Genomic DNA, 25629 nt, shown 5'->3' with positions numbered 1-25629 from the left:
GTATTCGTAGGGCGGGCACTGCCCACCAGCACCTTATTTCGAGATTCAAACCTTAAAAAACAAAAAGCCCGCTTAGATCACTAAGCGGGCTTTTTGTTTAGAGTGTGTTATTTAAAACGTCCGAGAATTACCCGTTATTGGTAAATTCTGGATACGCTTCCATGCCACATTCGGCAAGGTCAGAACCTTCATACTCTTCTTCTTCGCTAACACGAATACCCATAACCGCTTTGATAATGCCCCAAGTCACGAAGCTTGCTGCAAATACCCAAACGAAGATGGTGAGTGCACCCATTAGCTGACCACCGATGGTGGTGCCGTCGTTGGTTAATGGCACAACCAGTAAGCCGAATAAGCCCACAACACCGTGAACAGAGATGGCACCTACTGGGTCATCAATTTTCATTTTATCCAGCGTTAGGATCGATAACACAACGATAACACCACCGATTGCACCGATGATGGTGGCCATTAGTGGGGTCGGGGTGGATGGTTCTGCTGTGATGGCGACCAGTCCGGCTAATGCTCCGTTAAGGGCCATGGTTAAATCCGCTTTCTTGAATAAGATGCGCGCTAGGATGAGTGCGCCAATGAGACCACCGGCGGCGGCTGCATTGGTGTTGGTGAAGACAACGGCGACGGCGTTTGCGTTGGCGATGTCGCCCAGTTTTAGAACGGATCCACCGTTGAAGCCGAACCAGCCCATCCATAGGATGAAGGTGCCTAATGTTGCGAGCGGTAGGTTGGCACCTGGGATGGCGTTGATTTCACCATTACGGCCGTATTTACCTTTACGTGGACCGAGTAGTAGTACACCCGCAAGGGCGGCTGCTGCACCGGCCATGTGGACGATACCCGAACCGGCAAAGTCTGAGAACCCAAAGTCATCGCCTAGGGAGTACAGGCCAAAGACAGATTGACCGCCCCATGTCCAAGCACCTTCCATTGGGTAGATAACACCGGTCATGACCACAGCGAATACTAGGAATGACCATAGTTTCATGCGCTCTGCTACGGCACCGGATACGATGGACATGGCGGTGGCGACGAAGACGACTTGGAAGAAGAAGTCTGATGCGCCTGAGTAGATTGATCCGCCTTCGAAGCCGTCTTCACGAGCGGCGTAGTCAGCCAGTACGGCTGCGGTGTCGACTTCGGTGATGCCGGATAAGAATAGGTCACCGCCATACATGATGGCGTAGCCGCAGACCATGTACATGGTGCAAGAGATGGCGAATAAGGCCACGTTCTTGGTTAATATTTCGGTGGTGTTCTTTGATCGAACAAGACCGGCTTCGAGCATGGCGAAACCAGCCGCCATCCACATTACAAGTGCGCCACATACCAAGAAGTAAAAGGTATCCATGGCGTACTGAAGTTGAAACACATTGTTTTCCATAATGCCCCCGCATTAAGCTTCAATCCGTTTTTAAAACGTCAGAAATAATTTACAAACTAAAAGTGTTTAATGTTTTTGTTTAAAAACATTAAACAGCGTCAGCGCCTGTCTCACCGGTACGAATGCGTACGATTTGCTCTAGGGCTGTCACGAAGATTTTGCCGTCACCGATTTTGCCTGTGTTGGCGGCTTTCGATACGGCTTCGATGACTTTGTCTGTGAGTGCGTCATCAATGGCGATTTCGAGTTTTACTTTTGGTAAGAAGTCGACGACGTATTCTGCACCACGGTACAGTTCGGTGTGACCTTTTTGACGACCGAAGCCTTTTACTTCAGTAACGGTAATGCCTTGAACGCCAATTTCAGAGAGTGCTTCGCGCACGTCGTCTAATTTAAATGGCTTGATAACGGCCGTAACCAATTTCATATCAAACTCCTTGAGGGTTAAAAAAAGCAATCAGACTCTCTGATTGCTTTTTATTGTTTTGAAAAATTAAAATTCTTTAGACACCGTTAAAAATGCAACGGTCTCAGAATCATCATCATCGGTGCGCTCTTCACTTGCCCAAGCGACACCAATAGCCACATCAACTTGAGCGAGGCTTTTACTTAAAACCGCAGTGAAATCGAGTGAATTATCTGCTCCTGATGCTTCAGGAATATTATAACCAAGGGTCAAATCCAAGCTTAGATCTTCTGGCAATTGCGCACCATAGCTACCTTCTAGATAGGTATACCCTTCGTCATCATCCGCATCAACGGCAACAGACGCCATTGCTGAAAAGGCATCTTTAGCAACCGATGCATTTACTTCTGAACTGGAATCACTTTCATCATACTGATAATTAATAAAACCGAAACTTGCGTCTACACCACCTAAGTCAAAACCATAAGATGCATATAAATCCACCTCGATGAAATCTTCCTCTTCGTCTTCATCCGCATCAATATAAACGGTTGAAGCCCAGATACCGGCAGACAAGCCAGACTCATGATCATAATCGGCTCCGCCTTGTAGAGCAAAGCCATTGTCATTTTGAGTTTGGCCGCGCCATACATAGTCAGACACTGCCGCAGCATTAAAAGATACTTCGGCGTTCGCGACTTGTGCGCCCATTACGCCAGCTGAAAGTAGAGACGCTACCGCAACCGCTTTAGATAAAGTTTTCATAGTTTTCCTTAGGGTAAATTGTTTTTATTGTTTGTTTTTTGTGCCCGATATAACAAGAGTAGTATCGATTGCTCAAATTTAGCGCACATAACAAACATAAAGTTTTACCTGTGCACCCTTTTAGCAATCTTAATACCAAGTTCACGCAAGCCTTATAAATAAAGGGCCCTAATCCCTTTAGGCTATTAAATATACAGCTCTTACGCCCTATTTTATCGCACACAAAAAATACAGGCTCAATTTTAGTGCGAGATACTTCAAGGAAAATATCCAGATGCACTAAATTGCGCCATCCGGAATAACTTATGCTGTGTGACTACTTCATTTCAAGCAAAAAAAGTGAATAAATTCAGTTTTGTGGCAAAACAACAAAAATGGCAAAGAAGGTCTAACCACTAGTGCATAGGCCTGATTAAACCTAGGGTTGTGATACACTTAGCGCAACTAGGAGAGCCATATGAAAGCCGAATTATTAGATAAAATCACATCACAAATCAGTGCATTGTTGCCAGAACAAGCCAGTAAAGATATTAAGCAAAACGTGCAACAGATATTGGCTCGCCAACTCAATAAACTTGATCTAGTGAGTCGTGATGAATTTGAAGCGCAGCAAGCCGTTCTATTGCGTACTCGCGAAAAGCTAGAGGCACTAGAAAAGCAAGTAGCCGCACTAGAAAAGGGCGTATCGAACTGAGTACTGAAACCAAGTTTCATACTAACGTCTAATAGTCCTAAATACTGAGAGGGCTACACTAGCAAGCTATTATTTTATACGACTGCAAGGATGCCTATGTCGTTAGCTGTTGTATATTCCCGAGCAAAAGTGGGTATTGAAGCACCGCTTGTCCATGTCGAAGCACACCTATCTAATGGCTTACCTGCATTCTCGATTGTGGGTTTGCCGGAAGCCGCAGTTAAAGAAAGCAAAGACCGTGTGCGCAGTGCCATTTTAAATAGTGGTTTTGAGTTTCCTGCCAGCCGTATTACCGTCAATCTCGCGCCCGCCGATTTACCCAAAGAAGGCGGGCGCTTCGACCTTTCTATTGCACTGGGCATTCTTGCGGCCAGCGAACAAATCCCAAGTGATCGCTTTACCGAATATGAGTTTCTAGGTGAGCTTGGGTTAACTGGCGCAATAAGAGGCGTAGCAGGGGTAATACCCGCCGCACTCAATGCCACTGCCGCCAAGCGTACGTTGATATTACCCACAGTAAACACTGAGGAAGCCAGTTTAAGTCGTGGCGAACATCTAACGTGCGATCACTTACTCGAAATTTGTGCGCACCTAACCAAACAACAAAGCCTTAAAGGCTTGAATATCATTCCCATCAGCCAAGAGCACTACCACGGGCCGGATCTATCTCAAGTAAAGGGACAGCATCACGCAAAGCGAGCGCTTGAAATATGTGCGGCAGGTGGCCATAACTTATTGATGAGTGGCCCCCCTGGAACCGGTAAAAGCATGTTAGCCCATTGCTTACCCGGTATTTTACCCGCATTGAATGAGCAAGAAGCATTAGAAGTAGCGTCGCTTTATAGCGTCTCAAACCAACCCGTGCGTCCGTATTTTACCACTCGGCCTTTTCGCCAGCCCCATCATACGTCTTCTGGTGTCGCGCTTGTCGGTGGTGGGACTCATCCCAAACCCGGAGAGATTTCATTGGCCCATCATGGGGTTTTATTTTTAGACGAGATTCCTGAGTTTAGCCGCCATGTATTAGATGTATTACGCGAGCCGCTAGAAACGGGGCATATTTGTATTAGCCGCGCCGCACAGCAAGTGGATTACCCTGCTGACTTTCAACTGATCAGCGCAATGAACCCATGCCCTTGTGGCTACCTTAAGCAACCAAACAAACGATGCGCCGATTGCTCAGAAGCAAAAGCACTCAAGTATCAAAGTGCGGTATCAGGGCCACTATTAGATCGCATTGATATTCAAATCGAAGTACCTGCATTAACGAAAGGCTTATTGTCTAGCACCGAAACAGGGGAAAGCAGCTCGCAAGTCAAAACACGTGTTGAGCTGGCTCGCTCATTACAAATGCAACGCCAAGGTTGCACAAATGCACAACTCAACCAACACCAGCTGAATGATGTTTGCCCACTTGATATCACGCTCAGTCACTTACTTGAAGATGCCCTTGATAAACTGGGACTAAGTGCTCGAGCGTATCACCGCATCATTAAAGTCGCGCGTACCATTGCCGATTTAAACAGTGCACCGCACATCGAAAAATCGCACATTCTTGAAGCGCTCAGTTATCGCCAAATGGAGCGTCGCTTACAAAGTGCATAGCTATGGTCTGGTATTTTCAACGTTCACATAATAAAAAAACTAATGACTCACTAGTATAAATACAGTGACTATTGTCAGTAAAGTGACGTCAGAGTGTCATATGATATGCGCTATATTTTTAGCTCGAACAAACACAATTATTATCCGTTATTGTTCTACATACGAAGCAACACCTATGTCGCTTTCAGTTATTGCGCTATAAAACAATATCGGAATATTAAAATGAACAAAATTATCTACCTAATGAAAGCCGCATTGTATGAATGCATGCCGCCGAATATTATTCAAACCATTGAGTTGTCCGCTGCATTTAATTTAGCGGCGACATTAGTGCAAGAAGATCTCATTTCATATAGCAAAAAAGACCCGTCTTCTTTGCATGATATTCATGATATTGCGGATACAAGCTCATCATTCTCAGCTGTTTTACATTATCGACTAGCACATGCTATTTCACAGGATAATTTTTCTTTTAATAAAAAATTATCTGATCGCTATGCCGCATTAATTTCACAACGAGGAAAATTAAAATCAGGCGCAGATATTCATTACCGTGCAAACATAGGCCCAAGATTTGTATTGGATCATGGTTATAACACTGTCATTGGTGAAACCACCGTTATTGGCAGTGACAGCTACATACTTGGGTCTGTGGTATTAGGTGCACGCGGCATTAGCGGCAATCCATCTGAAGCACGCCACCCTATTATTGGTAACCATGTTCAAATCGGGGCGTTTTCTTCAATACTAGGTAATGTGAATATTGGTGATCACACATTTATTGGTCCTAGTTGTACGATTGTCAATTCCGTACCAGCCTTTAGCCGTGTCACAAATCAAGAATACAAATCACAAATATTAGAAATACATAATTATGCAGTGGTTCAAACATTATGAATTCAACAATTAAAAAATATTATACCGATCCCTATATTTTCAAAACAAAAGCGAATGTTGTTCAGGTTTTTCAAAATAAATCGATTGAATTATCACAAACCATTGCCTATCCAGAGGGGGGTGGGCAAGATTCAGATCAAGGTACGATTACACATATAAAAAGTGGTAATAAACTGACGTTCAAATTGGTCAAACGCATGTTTGGTCATTCAGTCAAGACCGCTAATGAAAACTGGGTGAATGTAGATGGCATTGTTTTTCATTATATTGAAGATGATGATCTCGAAAAACTATCAGCGATTGAAAAACATGATGACGTGATAATAGAAATTGATTATCAGCATCGCCATAAACTTTCTACATCACACAGCGCTTCTCATTTACTTTACATTGGTGTGGGCTCCGTTCGCCCTGAACTCATTAGTAATACAATTGGTTGTCACATCAAAGAAGGGCAGGCACGTTTCGACTTTAGAACAGATGAAAAGTTTTCATCCAGTGAATTAACTACTATCGAAAGTATCAGCAATGAATTCATTGAACGTGATTTAGCTATTTCATTGTTTGCAAGCGATGAACACAAAGATGCCCGATTTTGGCAATGCGCTGGTCATATCATCCCTTGTGGTGGCACCCATTTAGAACAAACTGGCAGCATCGGCAATATGTTGATTAAACGAAAAAATATTGGCAAAGGAAAAGAGCGTATTATTTGCCAACTCGAAAACCCTACTTACGATACGCACTTATATAAAGAAGATATGTAATGACCTCAATTCAACCTTTACCAAAATTTGTTTATTTATATTTCTTATGTCAGTCCATTAATTTAACTGCCGCGGTTATCTCTGTAGCCGTCGCGGCCACTGTCGGGGGTATTATTGCACCTGACATGACGTATGCCACGATACCTTATGGCACTCAGTTTTTAGTTTTACTTCTATGCACTTATCCTGCTGCCATTATCATGAATAATAAGGGCCGGAAATTTGGTTTCATTATTGGAGCCGTATTTTTAGCGTTAGCAGGTGTGATTGGCTATATCGGTATTAATAACAATGATTTTATTTTATTAATTATTTCACATGCTTGCCTAGGCGCCTTTACTGCTTGCGCTAACTATTATCGTTTTGCTGTTACTGATAACTTATCTGTAACACTTAAATCAAGAGCCCTATCTTTAGTGGTGGCTGGGGGTGTATTAGCAGGCATCATTGGGCCTATTATTGCTATCCATCTGAATGATATCGATGGCCATGCACTCTATTCACTTTGTTATGGTGTGTTCGTTTTATTAGCATTACTAAACTTAATATTAATTTCAGTCTTACCTAAACAAAAAATAGACAATAAAATGTCTGCTGCAGATCTAAATCTGCATCACTCTCTTAACATCTCAAACGATACTCGTAACAAAACGATCATTGGTATTTTAGCCGCTGCCATTGGTTACGGTTTAATGAATCTACTCATGATTCAATCATCTATGCATATGAACCACATGGGGGTCAGTTTTAAAGATACCGCCGATGCCATTCAAATACATGTTGTCGCAATGTTTTTACCTTCTTTATTTTCAGGCTATTTATTAACTCGTTTTGGCCATATACCCATCATTATTGTTGGTTTTCTTTTATACATAGCCTCGTTCGCGATTAATATTACCGATGCCAGTTATCAAAATATGTATGTGTCGCTTATTTTACTGGGTTTGGGTTGGAACTTTACCTATGTAGGTGGCAGTGCGTTATTAGCAGTGGCACTTGAGCACAACCCTAATAGTAAAAAATGGCAGGGTGTCAGTGATACAGGGATCGCAATGATGGCAACGCTTGGCGCTTTTTCGCCGTCTTTATTAATGGGTTTTATCGGCTGGGATAATACAAACTATCTGTCTCTTTCTTTATGTGTATTAATGCTTGTTATTTTATTTGGGTATTTCGTTTCCTCTCGACGCACGGAGTCCGAAGAATGCAAAATTTAATTACGCCACTACTAAAATTACCAAATAATATTTTTGCCAAAATGGAACTAAACAATCCAGGGGGGTCACACAAAGTAAGAGCGGCACGTTATATTATTCAAGCGGCTATTGATGACAAAAAAATCATTCCAGGCAAAACCACTGTCATCGAAAAAACCGGGGGTAATTTTGGTTTTGGTTTACTCACGGCTTGTAAAGAATTCGGTATTAATGTTGAGCTAGCGGTGGGCCTGGGCTTTAGTCTAAAAAAACGCCAATACTTAGAATCAATGGGGGCAACACTGATCGGTAAAGATCAACTGCAAGCTGGGAAAAGCCCAAAAGAAGTCGTGCAATATCATCTTGATCACGCCGAAGCGCTTGGCAAGCATTATTACTTTACCGACCAATTTAATCATAGCGGTAGCCTTTACGGGCATCTTCATTCAACCGGCCCAGAGATCGCACAACAGCTAAAACAGTTCACAACTAATAAGCAAATCACATTTGTTAGCTGTGCAGGCACAGGGGCCAGTCTAATGGGTATTAGGCAGGCATTGATTCATCAAGGGTTTGATGTCCACACATGCCTAGTTGAACCTGAAAATAATAATGCAGAACACAACATTTTTAGTGAACATCGATTTGAAGGTATGAATGTCGGCGTGACACCACCCTTTTTAGATTGGAATATCGTCGACTCTCGATATCGAGTAAACCAAGCTGACATGCTAGCAACGCAGCAGGCGTTTTCCGTCGAGCACGGATACTTGGTTGGCAACACCTCAGCTGCCTGCCTTGCAGCCGCGCAGTATTTAGCGAGAACCACGCCCCATAACATTCTTACCATGATCTATGACAGTGGACTTTGGTATGACGATTTGCTTAATCACACTAAGAACAACATTACTTGTGCTATTTAAGATGCTCTAGTCATAGCTAAAGATAACGAGCAAATGTATTCGCTAGACTGCCATCTTTAATCATGATTTCAAGCCATGCATCAACATATTCTTTCCAAATAAGATCCCGAGTCATGAAGAAAGCCTTGGCTGAGTAAGTTAAATTATATTCTGGCATTGAGGCGCACAATTTTTGGTGTTTTTTAGATTGAAGCTGCACCTCAATACGGTCCGTTATCATTACATCAGCGCGACCCGCAAGGAGTTCTTGAAATATTGTTACATTACTATCATGGACAGTTACCTTAGCTTGCTTGATATTATTATCAACAAATCGCTGGTTAGTACCGCCTTTGTTTACAATAACACGTGTATCACGCGTATCAATTTTAGCTAACGAATTGAAGCGCTCTGTATTAGCACAAAGTGTTATTGGTGTTTTCCCCCCTTCAAGATATACATTAGACATTAGTCCTATTTGCTGTCGAAATAATTTTTTAGATATGCCGCTCATCATAATGTCATAGCGCTGACTAAGTAGGTCTTGGCTTAAACTGGCCCAAGTTGAAGGGATAAAGACAGCTTTCACTCCAAGCGATGCTGCTAAGAGTGATGCTAAATCAATATCAACCCCACGACGCAGAGATCCGTCAAAATATGAAAACGGTTCATAATCACCGGTAGTACCAACATAAAGAATTTTTTGAGCTAAAATTCGGTCCAATTTTGACGAGTAAACTTTAGGATTAATAGCGGTGAGCGCTTGAAATAAGGCGGCTTTATCTTCAAGGCTAACAAAAGCAACATTAATCTCCTGAGTAAATAATGAAAAATCGTACTCGCCACTATAATTTGCCACACCTTGAATAATTTTTTGGCCTAATCGAATTAATTCAGGACGAATCTCAGATAAGCTTGGCTCCGTATTATGATCTGCTTGTAATTCATGAGGCAACCCGTGCTCACGCCATTGCTGATGATATTGTCGCTGAATGTTTTTAGCTAATTCAATTTGGACGCGAAAAAAGTGCTCTATATTCTGTGAAACAAGACCTGCTTTTTTAGCCATAGCGAGACTCTTACTGATCACTACCGCCTCACGACTTACATCTTCAATAGCGAGCTTGTTGTGCCATTTATGTAAAGCCACGGCTTTCATATAGCTCAAGCGTATATTCATGTCGGCATAAAGTTTTCTATTTTCGCCCACGTCACAATAAGCAGAGATAGAAAAAATAGAGCATAAAATTAACAAAGAAATTGCGTATAATCGCACAGTGCAAGAGCAAAGAATGGTCATAAAAGGGGTTATTACGATAAATAATGGGCTGCAACAATATCACCTAAAATTGATATTGCAAACAACCTAAAAGTCTCAAAATCAAGTTTATAGAATCAGGTTAATTGAACAACACGCATCAACAACGACACGCATTATTCTGTACTGAAATACTCATATTAAGACTAAAAAACCGATAAGCTCATAGTGCAACAGACTTTCGTCGCAGAGCACGGTTATTTAGTTGATAACCACCGTCGCCTGTCTTGCTAGTGCACAGCATCTAGCGGAAATAACAGCCCATAATATAGTCGTATCATTTACGACGGTGTCCAGTGAAACGGCGACGTGCTCAATCGGGCTAAGCCCAAAACCGGTGCTGCTTGTAACGCACCAGCCATAGCAAACCAAAAGTTCTAACCAATTACACAATAACCCTTTGTCAATGCTAATCATTTCCCCCATTTTTTGGTAACCTACTCGACCGTTTTATATCAGTACTAATCTATTGTGAATCATTTAAATCCCCGTCAAAAAGAATCTGTTTTACACATTGATGGCCCGCTATTGGTTTTAGCAGGGGCGGGGTCAGGTAAAACCAGTGTAATCACCACAAAAATTGCTTACCTCATCGAACAGTGTGGTGTACCGGCGCGCAATATAACGGCTCTCACCTTTACCAATAAAGCGGCAAAAGAGATGAAAGAGCGGGTCGCTAAGCTGGTCCAAGGTAAAGCCGCCAGCGGTTTAACCGTATCGACATTCCACAATCTAGGCCTGAATATCATCCGCAAAGAGCATAAGCATTTGGGTATTCGCCCGGGCTTTTCGATTTTTGATGACGGCGACACCAAATCATTGCTCAAAGACATCATGCACCGCGAACACGATGCCGATGGCGATATGGTGGATATGATCAAACAAGCCATCGGTACCCTCAAAAATGACTTACTCACCCCAGAGCAAGCCATTCAAATGGCACAAACCCCGCAAGAAATGTTGGTGGCTCAAACCTATGCAGGTTACGACCGCAGCCTTAAAGCCTACAACGCGGTGGACTTTGACGACCTGATTCGTGTGCCCACTTTATTATTAATGAACAACCAAGCGGTTCGTGAAAAGTGGCAAAAAAACACACGCTACCTGTTGGTGGATGAATATCAAGACACCAACACTAGCCAATATGAATTGGTTAAAATGCTGGTGGGCCATCATGGTAAATTCACTGTGGTAGGGGATGATGATCAATCTATTTACGCTTGGCGTGGTGCAAAACCTGAAAACCTCAGTTTATTAAAAACCGATTTCCCAAATTTAAAAATCGTCATGCTTGAGCAAAATTATCGCTCAACCGGTTTAATTCTAAACGCTGCCAACCAAGTAATTGAAAATAACCCCCATGAGTTTGTTAAGAAACTATGGTCAGACAAGGGTTATGGCGACCCTATTCGCATCGTGAAATGCAAAAGCGAAGATAACGAAGCCGAACGCATCGCCACTGAAATTATCGAACATCGCTTACGTCATCAAAGTAAGTACCGTGATTACGCGGTTTTGTTTCGTGGTAACCATCAGTCGCGCTTAATGGAAATGAAACTCCAGCAATACCAAGTGCCGTATAAGTTAAGTGGTAGCCAATCGTTCTTTGCTAAAAGTGAAGTAAAAGACATCATGAGTTATTTAAAACTCATTGTGAATCCAACGGATGATGCCGCTTTTTTACGCGTAATTAATATCCCGCGTCGCCAAATTGGCCCATCGACGCTTGAAAAACTCACAGAGTATGCCGGCAAACGCCAACTCAGTTTAATGAGCGCCTCGACCGAGCTAGGCCTTGAACAAATATTACCGCCACTGGCATTAGATAAATTACAGCGCTTTGGTAATTGGATCCAAAATACAACCAAGCGTTGTTATACAGACGACCCTGTTCAATCCATCAAAGAAATGGTCCACGACCTTGATTATGAAGCCTGGTTACACCAAACCAGTAATACGCCAAACATGGCCGAAGCGCGCATGAAAAATGTATGGTTCTTAATTGATAACATTGAGCGCATGCTTACAAAGGCCGAAGAAAATGGCGATGAGATGGATATAGAAGATGCCGTCTCTAAATTAATATTGCGTGACATGCTTGAACAACAAGAGCAAGAAGATGAGCTAGACCAAGTGCAACTTATGACACTGCATGCATCCAAAGGCTTGGAGTTTCCGTACGTTTGGATAATGGGCTTAGAAGAAGAAATACTGCCACACCGCAACAGCATCGAAGCCGATACGGTAGAAGAAGAACGTCGCTTAATGTATGTAGGCATCACACGAGCCAAGAAAAACTTAACACTGACCTTAACTGGCAAACGCAAAAGCTATGGTGAAAGTTTTGAACCAACACCCAGTCGCTTTTTAGAAGAGCTACCCAAAGATGACATACAACGTGAAGGTTTCGGGGAAGCTAACCCTGAACAAACACAAGCGAGAGGCGTATCGGCATTGGCAGGGCTTAAAAACTTAATGAATACTTAACTTTTCCTTCATTAATTTGTCATTAAAAATCCTCAAGTAAAATCATTACATGAGGATTTTTAAACCAAAACCAGTCATTAAGTATTATTTTAGCAATTACTTAGTAGTACTTATTTGTTAGATAGATTTGTAGATGCTTATTTTCCCACAGTGTCTATCGTCAATCTCTTACGCTAACGCCCTTCTTTCTATTTATATATCCCCTACACTTTGCGCGCATTTTATTTCCCACTCAAAAAATAAAAGGACGTATTTGTGTTATTTAATAAACACTCTCTTCAAATAAGTTTACTAGCAAGCGCCATCGCATTAACTGGTTGTGGCAGCTCATCATCGGATTCAGATGATGACAAAGGTCCTGGCGAAGGACGTGCAGGGACAGCATTTAGTGAGCTTACTATGTCTGCCAAAGGCGGTGCATCCGTTTTAGGTGACGGTGGTAATGGTGGCGATATTGATATCTATAAAACCAATAGTGCCACTAAACTAAATATTGTGAAGCAAGGCAATATTGATACGAGTTATATCGTTCCTGCTCAAACACCTGAATTTGGTGTAAATCCTGTTGTTATTGCTGCAACTCAAACGATTACTTTGGTAGAAGATGGCGTATTACCTGAAGCCGGTACTCTTTACATACTTCCTGGTACATCTCGTTTATTTAAATCAAGCGGTGAAAAATTGGTTGGCGATGAAACCCATGAAGTGACAGGTTTAACCGTTAATGCAGGCGCAACACTTTTTTTACCTGTTAATTCAAGCTCTACTGCGTCAAGACTTTACTTTAACAATGACATTCAAAATAATGGTGTTATCACTACCGTCAATGACAGCATCGAGTCTCGTATTGATTTAAGACTAACTGCTGCGGCCTACTATGGTGCAGGTGCTATTAATCTAAAAGGCGATACAAGTAATTACTATCGTCAAAGCGGTGGTGATCTATCTCTTAGTGCATATACCATTATTAATTCTGGCTTAATCAATACTTCTGGCGCAAACAAAAGCAGCGATAATACAACCGGTAACGGTGGTGGTAATGCGGGCACCATTCAATTAAATGCTTCAATATTTATTGAAACAACGGGTGAATTACGTGCCAATGGCGGCCACTCTGATTCTGATAGCGGTACTAATGGCGCTGACATTTCTTTAAATGCCGCCGCTATTGTGAATACCGGTATGATCAATTCAAACTCAGGCAGTGGTAACAACCAAAGCTATAACTCTAATGGCTCTGAAATACAATTAAATGCCGCAAAGTCTATTGTTAATACAGGTATCATCAGCAGTAAAGGTGCCGATGCTGGCGATTCTGGTAATGCTGGTAAAGGTGGTAGCATTGAAATTTACTTAAGTGAAAATGACGAAGTCGCATTCAACCAAAGTATCATCAATACTGGCAGCTTAACGGTTGATGGTGGCTCAATCACTGGTGAGTCAGATGGTAACGCTGGTAACGCTGGCAATATTTCAATTTATACCGAATCACCTGATGAGCGATCAAACGCTCCTGTCGTTTTCGAAATCAGTGGTAACTTGAGCGCTAACGGCGGCTCAACTATTGAAGAAGATTCAAACGCTGGTTTGGGTGGTCAAATTTCTATTGCCAATTATGATAACCCATCCTCTTCTGCTGAAACCTTTATCATTGGTTACAACGAAATCAATGTTAGTGGTGGTAATGGTGTGGATGCAGGTGACGCAGGCAGCATTAGAGTTGACTTCGATGACTTCCGTAAAAAATTACGCAGTGATGCTCGATACGTACCAACAGTAAGTGGCTCAATTTATAACAATGTTGATCTAATCGCCAATGGTGGTAATACAACCGCAGTAGCACAAGCCGCTGGACTAGACCCTATTTATGGTAGCGGTGCTGACGGCGGTAATGTGGTTTTAAATGTCGCTAATTACTCGGCATACCTTCAACCTGGTGCGATCAATATTATCAATGAAGGTAGCATCACCGTTAACGGAGGCAACTCATACAAATCTAGCTCAAGATCAAATGCGAATGGCGGTGAAATCCGTATCTCTGCTGCTCATAAAGTTCAAGTGTCACAACCACTTGCATTAAATGGCGGCAGTGATTTACATACTGCAACAACGGGTGAAAGTGATGATCACGCAGGTTCAAACGCTGGTAGTCTATCTGTTTTCAGCCAATATGAAAACGTATCGATTGACACAACGGTTACCGCTAATGGTGGCACAGGTGAACTTGTAGGTGGTAACGGCGGTTTCTTAAATATGACATCTAAATCAGCTGTGACATTAAATGGTTCTGTTAGCCTTAACGGTGGCAATACAGTAGCAAATGATGCTGATGGCTTTGAAACAGAAGGCGGTGACGCTGGCTATGTTTATGCTGTAGCTGAAAGCATGGATTCACAAGTCAATGCGACGATCACTGCAAATTCAGGTTCTGGGGATAAAGCTGGCGAAGAAAAAGTGATATACGTTGATGCAGACTGTTTAAGCAATAACTGTCAACTGGATATGGGTCCTCGTTAATCTTTTGATTAGCTAAAGCTCAAAAGGGAAGGTTCGCCTTCCCTTTTTATCACCAACGTTAATTAATATAGGGAGTACAATGCGCTATTTTTTATTACTGATGTGTTTTCAATTATCATTTTTATGTCAAGCCGAAAACAACAACTGGTTTCAATACAACCAAACAACACAAACCTATTCTATTGATGCCGAAAACATTCACCCTGCTGCTTTTTTCAAACAGCTTAGTACCCATAGTGGTATTGAAATTCGATTTGATCAACACCTCTCAGTACCTATCAATTATTACACTAAGAACAGCCAGCAATCTCACGTTATTCGCTATTTAGAAAAAGAATTTTCTACTTTGCTTACCTTTAAAAAAAATACAGAAAACCAAGAAATATTAACGCTCATTTCTATTTTGCCTAAAGGAAAATTTACATCATCACGTATGATTAGTGCCGTTGATCCTATTGAAGAGGCCATTAATTTTCAAAATAAGACAATCTCTTCAATCGCTAAATCTGTTTATTTAACACGAATGGATCATTTAGAAACAAAAGTAAGAGAAAACTTAGAACATCAGGCTGAACTCACCATTAGAAAACGTGAGCAACGAATAAACCGTATACGAGAATCAAAACTAAAAAAGAAAGCATTAACACAAACAAGAATGGCTGAGCTAGAAGGATTACGAAACACGGACCCTAAATTATACGCGGCCCAAAAAGCGATTTATTTCCCCAAGAGTATAAAAAAAGAGTAAGTAAGACTTACTCTTTTTAATTATTCATACACTAAGGCTTTGCTTTTAAAATCTCGGCAATGTAAGCAGAACCATGTACCGAAAAATCGCCTAGTAATCCGCTAATAGTTGCCACTAATTGATTAAAACCATCCTCTCCTGCATGTTGATGCACGGTTTGCTCTAATGTATCAATGACACCTAAGTCAGAATATTCAACCTGACTATCTTGAACATATTCATAAGGGAAACTCTCTATCAATATGTCTCCCACATCATCGGCTTTATCCAATGAAACCTTCGCGAACACCTCGATCACATCGCTCTCTTTATAACCTGTAACTGGCTGCTGAACAGTCAACGCCATAATCGTAGGGTGCTGTTGGTTATGATCTTCGTATGCTCGGGTCATAATGGCACTTTGAAAATCTTCTAACACTGTGTGTCGGTTGCTGACCAGCTGAATGGCTTCATTTTGCGCATCCGGAAAACCCAGCTTACTTAATAAACCCACCCAAAGTGTGCTGATGGTGCTATTCCCCGGTACAGGTGTCACGTGATAAGGGTTCGAAAAATCACCAATATAATGCAGCCCCCAGCCCATAAAACGATAACCCCAATAATCGTGCCCCTGCGCAAATGCCAGCTCGGCTAAGCGCTTATATTGATGAATTCGCATCTGTGGATAAGTTTCTTTTAAAAAGCCCCCAAGCGCATAGAGTATCGGAGACTCGTGGTAAAAGGCCATATGAAACGGCGCTTGTGAACCGTACTCTAAATTAGGGTTACCAAAAGGCTGTTTACCAAAACCATATAGTTGACCGTGTGTTGTGCCACTGTCTGTGAATAATCCAATATCATGGCCATGATCAGGCTCATCGTTAGCACTTACTATTACATCCACTGCAGCAACTAAGTCACCCGAAGTGAGCACTTGCAATGGTAAGTGATTCAAATGACCATAATCTTGGAACACGCTGATATCACTAGGGGGCATCGCCGCACCGCTTAATTCGCTACCCGGCATACCTTGTAAGTACAACGCAAACTTGGCATTGGGGTTGATACGAATGGCTTTAACAAAACGCTCAACCACATCTTGTTTGTTACCCGTCGCATTAAATTTTAACGCTTTAGGACGCGGATTATAGTGCCATAGATTTTGTGCCATCCATTTTTCATCATCCGCAAGTAATTCAGCCACCGCTATTTCATTAGCCATCAAGAATTCCGCCAATGTCTCCACTTTAACAGGCCCAGCAGATGCCACTTGACGGCATAGACTGGGCGAGCTCATGGCTAACCAACGTATGGTTACTCCAAGCCCAAAGGTTGGCTGATGACACCGTTAAGACCAATAGGGAAAGCCTTGTTATTATTTTCATATGTACAACCTCGTTTTATATAACACGTACCATACAAACAGCCGCACCAATATGACAAGGGCTCAATCGACAAGACAGGCGAGAAATTAAGACAACAGGCATAAAAAAACCCGCCGTAGCGGGTTTTTTATACAACTAAACGAATTAGTTGCTCATATACTTGATAGCGCTGCTGATCTCTTTATCAGAACAGTCGCTACAGGTGCCTTTAGGTGGCATCAAGTTTAAGCCGTTGATCGCGTTAGCCAGTGTTTTGTTAAAGCCTTTTGCTAGGCGGTCTTTCCAAACACTTTTATCGCCAGTCTTTGGTGCACCCATGGCACCAGAGCCATGGCAAGCAGTACAATAAGTATTATAAACGTCAGCACCAGAACGAGGGCCAGTAGCCGCTGCAACCGCTTTACCGGCCGCCGCACACTCGGTGCCTTCAACACATACCGCGCCCACAGGCGCAATACGCTGTTCGATAGAATCTGTCGCTTTTGCATTCGCTACAGAAACCACTGCACTCAATGCTAAAACCATCATGGAAGTCATTAACTTAGTCACGGTCATCCTCTCTCTGGGCGCCAATTATTAGAATTTGCTGGATTATACTCACAAATGAGGCTGGATAAAAAACCAATGTGCATGATTTTGTAAAAAATCAACGACTTGCATAGACTCAGATCATGTGAATTCGTATGATAGCGCCCCTTGTTACCCTCTAACTCTAGCTTTAAATGCAATTTTTGCATAAATATTAGAGAAGAGTCATCACAAACCGCCCTTAGCTCAGCTGGATAGAGCGGCGCCCTCCGGAGGCGCAGGCCGGAGGTTCGAATCCTCTAGGGCGGGCCAATTTAATATCTTCGCTAGTATCGAAATTCTTTCTAAATTCAACAACGTTCATCTAATGATACCCTCAGCCCTAGCGGGTGAGAACCTCCCGTTCGACTTGAAGCGAGCCTTAGCGAGTGCAAAGCAAGGAGCACCTTTTGCGACTTAATCCTCTAAGTCGGCTATTCACCAACATAGCAAGCCAAGTCCGTTATTACATGACGATTAAAGAGACATCGAGTTAATACGTTTTCGGTTTGTATTCATTCCGATTTATTGTTCTCTTGAAAAAGCACTTATAAATCAATAAGCTGCGCGCCCGATTTCTTATTGTTTTTCTCTTTGAGGTGATTAATGAATCAACAATTATCAGCGAACTTGCTGCTGTGTGGCAGCTTGTTAATGAGCTTATTGGCAAGCCATAGTGCTTTTTCTTCAGAGGCCGCCTGGGTCTTTGCCCATCGCGTAAACAGCCTTGGCGCTGTTAATGCGGCAAGTAATGATGCGGGTATTAACGCCATTGAAATCGATGTGAGCCATCGCGACGATGTGCCCGCTAAAAAAACCTGTGCTGAAACTTGGTGCGCGTATCATGACGGCGACAAAGTCGCGGTTAATTTGTCGACTATTTTAAACGCCGCTGAGGCAAATCCACAAATTGCTGCTGTGTGGTTTGATGTTAAATCAACCACTAAAACGGAAGCCGATTATGCCGCTATTCGTCAAACGGTAAAAACAACCGTTGGCGAAGGGGATGGTAAAATGCGTAAATTCTGGGGTGTTTACCCAGCAACGGAATTAAATACACCTTACGTGACAGAGATTCAGCAGAACCTAATGCAATTAGGCGGTCATGATGAAAATTTGATCATTATCGACATCGATAACAACTCCGATTCCGATGCGGCGAATGCGCAGTGCGCAGCGTGGGGCATTCAGTGTGGCTTGTCTATGGGCGGCCCGCTGGTCGGAACCTTTGGTCTATTTTCTGACATGAAGGCCTTTAATAGCATCAGTGGTGATATTGAGCACATGGCGAATATCAACTCGACCTTTATGTGGACATTTAACTGGAAATCACTGTACGAAGACGACATGGTGCGTTTGTTATTTGGCCATCGTAATTCATGGGAGTATCTTGCCGGTGCGGGATGGCAGTGTGGCCAAGAAGGTAATGGTGTGATTGTGGGTGCAATGACCGGCCTGTATTACGAAAACTTCTGCGAAGATGGCGATCATGGTGATGCGTGTGCTGTGGCGAATCAATCGATTGATAATGGCCCAAATACTCAAGGAAACCGCTACAGTAACGTGAGCGAACCGCGCAATCGATATCAGTCCACATCGCCTTATGATTGTGACAAATACTATTGATATGACCTGCTAAAACGATAAAAGGGGAGTTAGAAGCCATCGCAACTCTTACTGAGTGCTGACGTATTCATAATGGATACTAGCGAATATGATGTCTTTGTTAATGCCCCGTTTTTTATGCGCACAAATGAGGCTGTAGATAAATCTGTGTAACTGCTTATCATCAAAGCCAGAAATGGCTAAGGATAGGCAGCAATGAACAAAGAAGCACTAGAAGCCTTTGCCCGCGAAGCGGCAAAGGGTATTAAAACAGAACAAGACCTTAATGAATTTCGTCAGATGCTCACTAAAGTGACAGTTGAGCGGGCTTTAAATACTGAGCTTGATGAGCACCTTGGTTATGAACGGAATGAAGAATCCTCTAACTCCAATAGCCGCAATGGCACCACCAGTAAAACTTTACGCACCGAAGATGGCCAGTTTCAACTAGATACCCCTAGGGATCGCGAAGGCTCTTTTAATCCTAAATTAGTAAAGAAAAATCAGACTCGGTTTACCTCGATGGACGATAAAATTTTATTTTTATACGCCCAAGGCATGACCACACGAGAAATCGTTAAAACGTTTAAAGAACTGTATAACGCAGATGCCTCTCCAAGCCTAATTTCAAAAGTCACTGATGCGGTCATTGAAGAAGTGATTGAATGGCAATCTCGTGAATTAGATGCGGTGTATCCCATTGTTTATCTTGATTGCATCGTGCTTAAAATTCGTCAGGACAAACAGGTGATCAATAAATCAGTTTACCTTGCCTTAGGCGTCAACATGGAAGGCCACAAGGAGTTATTGGGCATGTGGCTATCTGAAAACGAAGGGGCTAAGTTCTGGCTAAATGTTCTGACTGAGCTGCAGAATCGTGGTGTGAAAGACATTCTCATTGCTTGCGTGGATGGCCTGAAGGGCTTTCCAGATGCTATCAATGCCGTCTATCCAGAAACGCAAATTCAGCTGTGCATCGTGCACATGGTGCGTAACTCAGTGAAGTACGTTCCTTGGAAAGATTACAAAGCCGTCACCGCTGATTTAAAGAAAATTTACCAGGCCGCGACTGAGGAAAGTGCCTTGCAATCACTGTCTGATTTTAGTGAGAAGTGGGATGGTCAATATCCACAAATCAGCCGATCTTGGCGTAATCACTGGGAGAATTTAAATACGCTTTTTAACTATCCTGCTGATATCAGAAAAGCCATTTACACAACCAATGCCATTGAATCTCTGAACAGCGTTATTCGAAAAGCGACGAAAAAACGAAAAGTATTTCCAACAGAAGAGTCGGCTAAAAAAGTGGTTTACCTTGCGGTACGACAAGCTTCGGAAAAGTGGACTATGCCGATAAGAAACTGGAAAACGGCCTTGAACCGATTTATGATCATGTTCGAAGACCGTTTGAAAGATTACATTTAAAACTGGCGGTTACACAGAATGGCTTACATCCTCGCACAAATCAGTTAGCGCAGACCAAATTTTAATCTTCGCTAATATTAACATTCCTCCTGAATTCACATTTCTCATCTAACAAAACAGCGAGGAGCTTGGTAGGCTCGATTCGAAAAGCCCCTGTGACTAAAAATCATTCCCTAAGACAGCTGATCTTTGATCTTCGCTCATATCAACATCGTTTAAACAACCACTCTGTAAACAAGTCATGTTTTAGAGCGTGGACGATAATATCGCTAGAATAAAAGTCAGTATTGTTCATCGTTGATTTTCATCAGGCACAAAAAAACCGCACTCTAAACGAGTGCGGTTTTTTTATTCGCTATCTAATAAAGATTTATTAGAATGCTTGGCGTAGGTAAACAACAGCTACAGTGTCATCACCAGATTCTAGGGTTTTAGTCCCATCATTGTTAACGTCTTTATACGTTTTAGCGCTCACTTGCTCAAGCTCTAAACGAATGTGGAAAGTGTCTGAAAAAGACTGGATGACCTGAGCATAAACATTGCTTTCTAGTTCAGAATCATTGTCATCATCACCGGCACCAAAACCAGCATGAATACTCAAGTCAGGCGATACATTGTACATACCACCTACTGACATGGAGTTACGCTTATCACCAGCCGCATCATCTTTATCAACAGTCTGGTAATTAAAACCTAATTCAAGTTGATCATTAGCACGGTATTTTGCGCCAACGCTTGCCAACGAAGGAGCTGCTACAGTGGTTCCAGTTGCTTCGCTTACAATAGATTTAACATATGCAGCATTAACAGTTACTTGACCAAACGACGCAGCGCCACCAACAGTCACACCAGTAATGCCTGATTCATTGTTCACACGATCGTCTTCACCAATATGAGCCGCAACAGTAAACGTAAATGGGTCAGTACTATAACCACCGCCACCATAGGTATAGTTGATGGTGCTATCGTTTCTGAAGCCGCAGCTTAGTGAACCTGGTAGTTCACAAGCAGTGTAATAATAAGCACCGTAACCGTGACCCTCAGTTTTCATAGCGTTCCAAGCACTGTACTCAAACAACGGCGACCACTGGCTACCGATGGTGATGTTGTGCTTATCTTTAGATAAAGAGATATAACCTTGACGAGTATTGAAAGATCCCGCACCGTCGTTTAATGCATTTACTTCTTGCTCAATGCGGTAACCAGTTGTCCAACCATTAGCATGTTCTTCAGTACCTGAAACAATAAAACGTGATACTACAGGGTTATTCATAGCTAAGTTACGCTCATCATTATTCCCTTGAGGCGAGTTAAAGCCTTGAGCAATAAGACCAGTATTATCACCAGAGAAATACTCTAAACCTAAATCAACAAAGCCAGAGATATTGACACTTGGGGCTGCCATTGAATTGCCTGCAAAAGCAAGACCTGCTACGGCTAAAGCCAACGATGTTTTTTTAAACATATTTTTTCCTTATTATTAAAGTTTAAAAGCCTGCAATGTCTTGCAGAAGCTTGGGACTTTCATGAAAACTCCATGCAAACATACATGAAGTAGAAATTAGTTCAATAATCGGTGCAAAAAGATGTCGATTTTTTACCAAGCTGGCACGACTACTTGACCAATCACGTTAAATTAAGCCAAATAACAAGCATTTATAGAGGAACGATGATACTAATCCACCGGCCTATCGTTTTGCACTTACCAAGACAAAGTGCGCCAAAATCCGGTTTTAAACGCACTTTTCTTATAAAATGTTAACAACATCGATTAAAAAACAATCTAGTCTTTTCATTTATCTTCAGACTCACTTAACAGATACCGTTCGAATACAATGCCCTATGTTTTTACTCGGGATATCTAAGCAATATAAAAAATAAGTAACTTAATTATTTGAGGAAAGCGCAACAAGTTACGACTGAGTATTCACAGTTCCAATACACTAACGTTATTAATGCTGGCAAATTACATATTGCTTAAGCATATTATTTAAAATAGTCAGCGCAGACTGTTTTATTATTCCGATGCAATCGTTTAGCGGTATGCACTTGATGCGCCACCGATGAACAAAAAAAATAAGTATCATTAACTACTTTTTAACACATCTTTGTTCAATGTTTTTCAATGCATTATCTTGCAATTGACGTTCGTCAAACTCGGTGAAGTTACCATCGATTTTAATCAGGGATATGATGCAAATCCATTTTTTATCTAAGCCATAGCGAATCAAATTTTTACTTAAATTAACTAATACTTTTTACTAGGTAAAACAACATAGTAATGAAAAGATATTGTGTGTTGCTCCTAGTAATCAAGAACCATTTTCACACATGCCTAATCATTTTTTTAAGCCATTTTACGCGACTCATCATGCGATTAATGATGCAAATATCAGCATTTATTCAATTAAATCGGTTTCATTGTTTTTCCACTGCGTTGATTTGCTTAATACGTGAAATTAGGTATCCGCGTGAGTAATATCATAGGCTTAACAGATTACATACATTAGGTCATACGCTGTATTAGACCGCTTCTAACCCGTTTATATTAAGGCTGACAACATCAAGCGTCCTAACTGAGCCCTTGTGTGTTGATAGCGCTATCTTTACAATGCGCGCCATCTGCAGGAGAGAGGCTCTTTTATGAGCCCGCCGAAGGCGCAAACTCCCATAAACGCTCAGGCACCCGGACTGCAGAATCTGAAATCGCTAACTGGAGAGCGATTACTCAAACCGATTATGGTTTTGGTAATCCACCGACGGAGCAAATCATCACTCAGGTGTGATGGCTAAACTCTCAGGTAACCGGACAGGGGGAGGGCATTGCAGACATGAGTATTCTGTATGCTATCCCTTGCTTATCTTATTGCTATTACGGCTGAAGCCATGACCGGCGCCCTTGCTGCGGGCCGACGTGATATGGACTTATTTGGCGTTTCTTTAATTGCCTTTCTGACAGCTTTAGGTGGCGGTACGGTGCGGGATATTTTATTGGGCAATTTCCCCGTTAATTGGACCCAGCACCCGCAATACATTTATCTGACCATTGGCGCTGGCTTGTTCACCATTGTGATTGCTAAGTTCGTGCATAAACTGCAGCAATTGTTTTTAGTTTTGGATGCCATCGGTCTGGTCGCATTTACGCTAATCGGTTGCAATGTGGCCCAAGGCCTAGGGTATGAGCCTCCTATTGTGGTTATGGCAGGTATTATCACCGGTATCTTTGGCGGTATCTTGCGTGATTTATTGTGTAATCGCCCACCAGAGGTATTACACAGAGAGTTATACGCAAGCGTGGCTCTGATCGTCGCCTTGATGTATTTACAACTGCAAACCTTAGATATTAGCGAAGACATTATTATGTTGGCTGCATTTAGCGTGGGCCTATTACTGCGCATGTGTGCGTTACGCTGGCACTGGCAGCTACCAACGTTTAGTTATGCCCCTGAGCGTTGGAGAAACGATAATAGTGTTTAAGTATTGATTAAAGCCTATCGCACAACGGTACACGGCCTTTGGCTTAAACCGGTTAAGTTATTGTGTGTGTATTAACAACTTGGTCGATTACTTGACCTCATCTCAATTTTTAAAGGTACGATATGAACGCTGTGTTAGTGGCTGTAATTTTAATGCTTGCTTTAAGCGTGGCGCGATTGCATGTCATGCTGTCGATGATTGTCGCGGCTTTTGTGGGTGGCTGGGTCGCCGGTATGGATGTGGATTCTACCCTTAAAGCCTTCAATGCAGGTATTGGCGGCGGTGCAGGCATCGCTTTAAGTTATGCCTTGTTGGGTGGTTTTGCTGTTGCGATTTCTTTGTCTGGTTTGCCGCACATATTGGCAAAAAAGATTTTGTCTCTTGTTGATCGCAAGCAAAACGCATCTGAGCGAAATACATTTTGGCTACGCAATGGGTTATTGATTGGCTTGATGTTAATCGCTGTTAGCTCACAAAACATTGTGCCCATTCATATCGCATTTATTCCGATTCTTGTACCTCCTTTATTATTGGTTATGACGCGTTTAAATCTAGACCGTCGCTTAGTGGCTTGTGTATTAACGTTTGGTTTGGTGACACCTTATATGTTTTTACCCATAGGGTTTGGCAACATCTATTTAAACGAAATTTTACTGGCAAAAGTCAATAGCGCTGGTCTTGATACGCAGGGCGTTTCTGTTGTCAGTGCGATGATTATTCCGGCTCTTGGTATGTTAGTTGGATTACTGATTGCCGCTTTATTTAGTTACCGTAAACCGCGCCGTTACGAAATCAGTCAACAAAACATAACCACCAAGGACGAACAAACATTTAACCCTAAATCATTATGGGTCGCTGGTGCCGCTATTGTGTTGGCATTTGTCGTTCAGTTATCTGTGGGCTCAATGGTATTGGGCGCGATGGCGGGATTTTTATTGTTCTCGGCTACGGGTGTGATCCACTGGCGTGAATCCGATGGTGTGTTAGTAGATGGTATGAAAATGATGGCATCGATCGGATTTATTATGATCGCAGCATCTGGTTTTTCAGAAGTCATTAAAACCACAGGTCACATCGACAGTTTAGTAAACGGCACCGCTGATTGGCTTGGTAACAACCAAGCGCTCGCTGCGCTATTATTATTGTTAGTCGGCTTGGTGTTGACCATGGGGATTGGTTCGTCGTTTTCGACGATTCCTATTATCGCCGCTATTTATGTGCCTTTGTGTATTCAGTTAGGCTTTAGCCCTTTAGCTATCGTTGCGTTAGTTGGGACAGCGGGTGCATTAGGAGATGCTGGCTCACCCGCCTCAGATTCCACCTTAGGGCCAACCGCAGGTTTAAACGCAGATGGCCAACACAATCACATTAGCGATACGGTTATCCCCACGTTTATTCATTTTAATTTACCGTTATTAGCAGCGGGTTGGGTTGCGGCCATGGTGCTATAAACCATGCAAAAAAAACGGCTTTAACACAAAAGTGTTAAA

20 protein-coding genes, 1 tRNA gene and 1 riboswitch are annotated in these 25629 nt (G+C 42.3%); of the genes, 14 read left to right on the top strand and 7 right to left on the bottom strand.

The annotated features are described in order from the left end of the window. Nucleotides 1-127: 127 nt before the first annotated feature. The 3 genes from ACU6U9_RS06795 to ACU6U9_RS06785 all read right to left on the bottom strand — a co-directional run bounded on the left by ACU6U9_RS06795 (nt 128) and on the right by ACU6U9_RS06785 (nt 2570). Nucleotides 128-1399, bottom strand: coding sequence for an ammonium transporter (locus ACU6U9_RS06795; protein WP_446734291.1), 1272 nt, complete (start codon nt 1397-1399; stop codon nt 128-130). Between the two features lie 88 nt (nt 1400-1487). Beyond that, the gene (glnK, locus tag ACU6U9_RS06790) at nt 1488-1826 is read right to left on the bottom strand and encodes a P-II family nitrogen regulator (protein ID WP_446734290.1); all 339 of its coding nucleotides are present in this window, start codon (nt 1824-1826) and stop codon (nt 1488-1490) included. A 66-nt stretch (nt 1827-1892) separates the two neighbouring features. After that, nucleotides 1893-2570: a TorF family putative porin gene (locus ACU6U9_RS06785; RefSeq protein WP_446734289.1), complete on the bottom strand. Its 678-nt coding sequence runs from the start codon at nt 2568-2570 to the stop codon at nt 1893-1895. A 457-nt stretch (nt 2571-3027) separates the two neighbouring features. Here ACU6U9_RS06785 and ACU6U9_RS06780 point away from each other — a divergent pair, with 457 nt between their 5' ends. From ACU6U9_RS06780 to ACU6U9_RS06755, 6 genes are all read left to right on the top strand, one after another. After that, nucleotides 3028-3264 (top strand): accessory factor UbiK family protein, encoded by a 237-nt coding sequence (locus ACU6U9_RS06780; protein ID WP_446734288.1) that lies wholly within the window; start codon nt 3028-3030, stop codon nt 3262-3264. 96 nt (nt 3265-3360) lie between these two features. Then, nucleotides 3361-4869 carry a YifB family Mg chelatase-like AAA ATPase gene (locus ACU6U9_RS06775; protein ID WP_446734287.1) on the top strand — a complete coding sequence of 503 codons (1509 nt, stop codon included), beginning with the start codon at nt 3361-3363 and terminating at the stop codon, nt 4867-4869. 222 nt (nt 4870-5091) lie between these two features. Further along, a complete protein-coding gene (locus ACU6U9_RS06770; protein WP_446734286.1) occupies nt 5092-5766 on the top strand; it encodes a serine O-acetyltransferase in 675 nt (224 codons plus the stop codon). Next, complete coding sequence (locus tag ACU6U9_RS06765) at nt 5763-6533, top strand: alanyl-tRNA editing protein (RefSeq protein WP_446734285.1); 771 nt, start codon at nt 5763-5765, stop codon at nt 6531-6533. Before ACU6U9_RS06770 ends, ACU6U9_RS06765 begins: the two co-directional genes overlap by 4 nt. Next, complete coding sequence (locus tag ACU6U9_RS06760; RefSeq protein ID WP_446734284.1) at nt 6533-7750, top strand: MFS transporter; 1218 nt, start codon at nt 6533-6535, stop codon at nt 7748-7750. The genes ACU6U9_RS06765 and ACU6U9_RS06760 overlap by 1 nt, the downstream gene beginning before the upstream one ends. Continuing rightward, complete coding sequence (locus ACU6U9_RS06755; protein WP_446734283.1) at nt 7738-8652, top strand: PLP-dependent cysteine synthase family protein; 915 nt, start codon at nt 7738-7740, stop codon at nt 8650-8652. The genes ACU6U9_RS06760 and ACU6U9_RS06755 overlap by 13 nt, the downstream gene beginning before the upstream one ends. A gap of 16 nt (nt 8653-8668) precedes the next feature. Here the strand turns inward: ACU6U9_RS06755 and ACU6U9_RS06750 are convergent, their stop codons facing one another. Continuing rightward, nucleotides 8669-9811, bottom strand: coding sequence for a transporter substrate-binding domain-containing protein (locus ACU6U9_RS06750; RefSeq protein ID WP_446735066.1), 1143 nt, complete (start codon nt 9809-9811; stop codon nt 8669-8671). A 609-nt stretch (nt 9812-10420) separates the two neighbouring features. On the opposite strand from ACU6U9_RS06750, the gene rep reads away from it, so the two are divergent. The 3 genes from rep to ACU6U9_RS06735 all read left to right on the top strand — a co-directional run bounded on the left by rep (nt 10421) and on the right by ACU6U9_RS06735 (nt 15701). Next, complete coding sequence (gene rep, locus ACU6U9_RS06745) at nt 10421-12436, top strand: DNA helicase Rep (protein WP_446734282.1); 2016 nt, start codon at nt 10421-10423, stop codon at nt 12434-12436. A 255-nt stretch (nt 12437-12691) separates the two neighbouring features. Then, complete coding sequence (locus ACU6U9_RS06740) at nt 12692-14953, top strand: hypothetical protein (RefSeq protein WP_446734281.1); 2262 nt, start codon at nt 12692-12694, stop codon at nt 14951-14953. Nucleotides 14954-15032: 79 nt separating this feature from the next. Beyond that, a complete protein-coding gene (locus tag ACU6U9_RS06735) occupies nt 15033-15701 on the top strand; it encodes a hypothetical protein (protein WP_446734280.1) in 669 nt (222 codons plus the stop codon). Nucleotides 15702-15732: 31 nt separating this feature from the next. Here the strand turns inward: ACU6U9_RS06735 and ACU6U9_RS06730 are convergent, their stop codons facing one another. Further along, complete coding sequence (locus tag ACU6U9_RS06730; RefSeq protein ID WP_446734279.1) at nt 15733-16977, bottom strand: hypothetical protein; 1245 nt, start codon at nt 16975-16977, stop codon at nt 15733-15735. A gap of 232 nt (nt 16978-17209) precedes the next feature. Then, nucleotides 17210-17620: a c-type cytochrome gene (locus ACU6U9_RS06725; RefSeq protein WP_446734278.1), complete on the bottom strand. Its 411-nt coding sequence runs from the start codon at nt 17618-17620 to the stop codon at nt 17210-17212. Between the two features lie 208 nt (nt 17621-17828). Here ACU6U9_RS06725 and ACU6U9_RS06720 point away from each other — a divergent pair. The 3 genes from ACU6U9_RS06720 to ACU6U9_RS06710 all read left to right on the top strand — a co-directional run bounded on the left by ACU6U9_RS06720 (nt 17829) and on the right by ACU6U9_RS06710 (nt 20662). Continuing rightward, nucleotides 17829-17905 (top strand) — tRNA-Arg (locus ACU6U9_RS06720). 333 nt (nt 17906-18238) lie between these two features. Next, nucleotides 18239-19258 carry a hypothetical protein gene (locus tag ACU6U9_RS06715; protein ID WP_446734277.1) on the top strand — a complete coding sequence of 340 codons (1020 nt, stop codon included), beginning with the start codon at nt 18239-18241 and terminating at the stop codon, nt 19256-19258. 195 nt (nt 19259-19453) lie between these two features. Continuing rightward, entirely contained in the window at nt 19454-20662 is a 1209-nt protein-coding gene (locus ACU6U9_RS06710; protein ID WP_446733082.1) for an IS256 family transposase, read from the top strand. Nucleotides 20663-21035: 373 nt separating this feature from the next. On the opposite strand, the gene ACU6U9_RS06705 is transcribed toward ACU6U9_RS06710, so the two are convergent. Continuing rightward, nucleotides 21036-22127, bottom strand: a complete 1092-nt coding sequence (locus ACU6U9_RS06705) for a porin (RefSeq protein ID WP_446734276.1) — start codon at nt 22125-22127, stop codon at nt 21036-21038. 1150 nt (nt 22128-23277) lie between these two features. After that, nucleotides 23278-23366, top strand: a riboswitch (glycine riboswitch). A gap of 140 nt (nt 23367-23506) precedes the next feature. Between ACU6U9_RS06705 and ACU6U9_RS06700 the strand changes: the two genes are divergently transcribed. Together ACU6U9_RS06700 and ACU6U9_RS06695 are read left to right on the top strand one after the other, a co-directional pair. Continuing rightward, the gene (locus tag ACU6U9_RS06700; RefSeq protein WP_446734275.1) at nt 23507-24139 is read left to right on the top strand and encodes a trimeric intracellular cation channel family protein; all 633 of its coding nucleotides are present in this window, start codon (nt 23507-23509) and stop codon (nt 24137-24139) included. Nucleotides 24140-24261: 122 nt separating this feature from the next. Continuing rightward, a complete protein-coding gene (locus tag ACU6U9_RS06695) occupies nt 24262-25590 on the top strand; it encodes a Na+/H+ antiporter family protein (RefSeq protein ID WP_446734274.1) in 1329 nt (442 codons plus the stop codon). Nucleotides 25591-25629: the final 39 nt, after the last annotated feature.

The sequence above is a fragment of the Pseudomonas sp. HK3 genome, from assembly GCF_052920985.1.
This window is presented reverse-complemented; position numbering and strand designations above follow the sequence as displayed.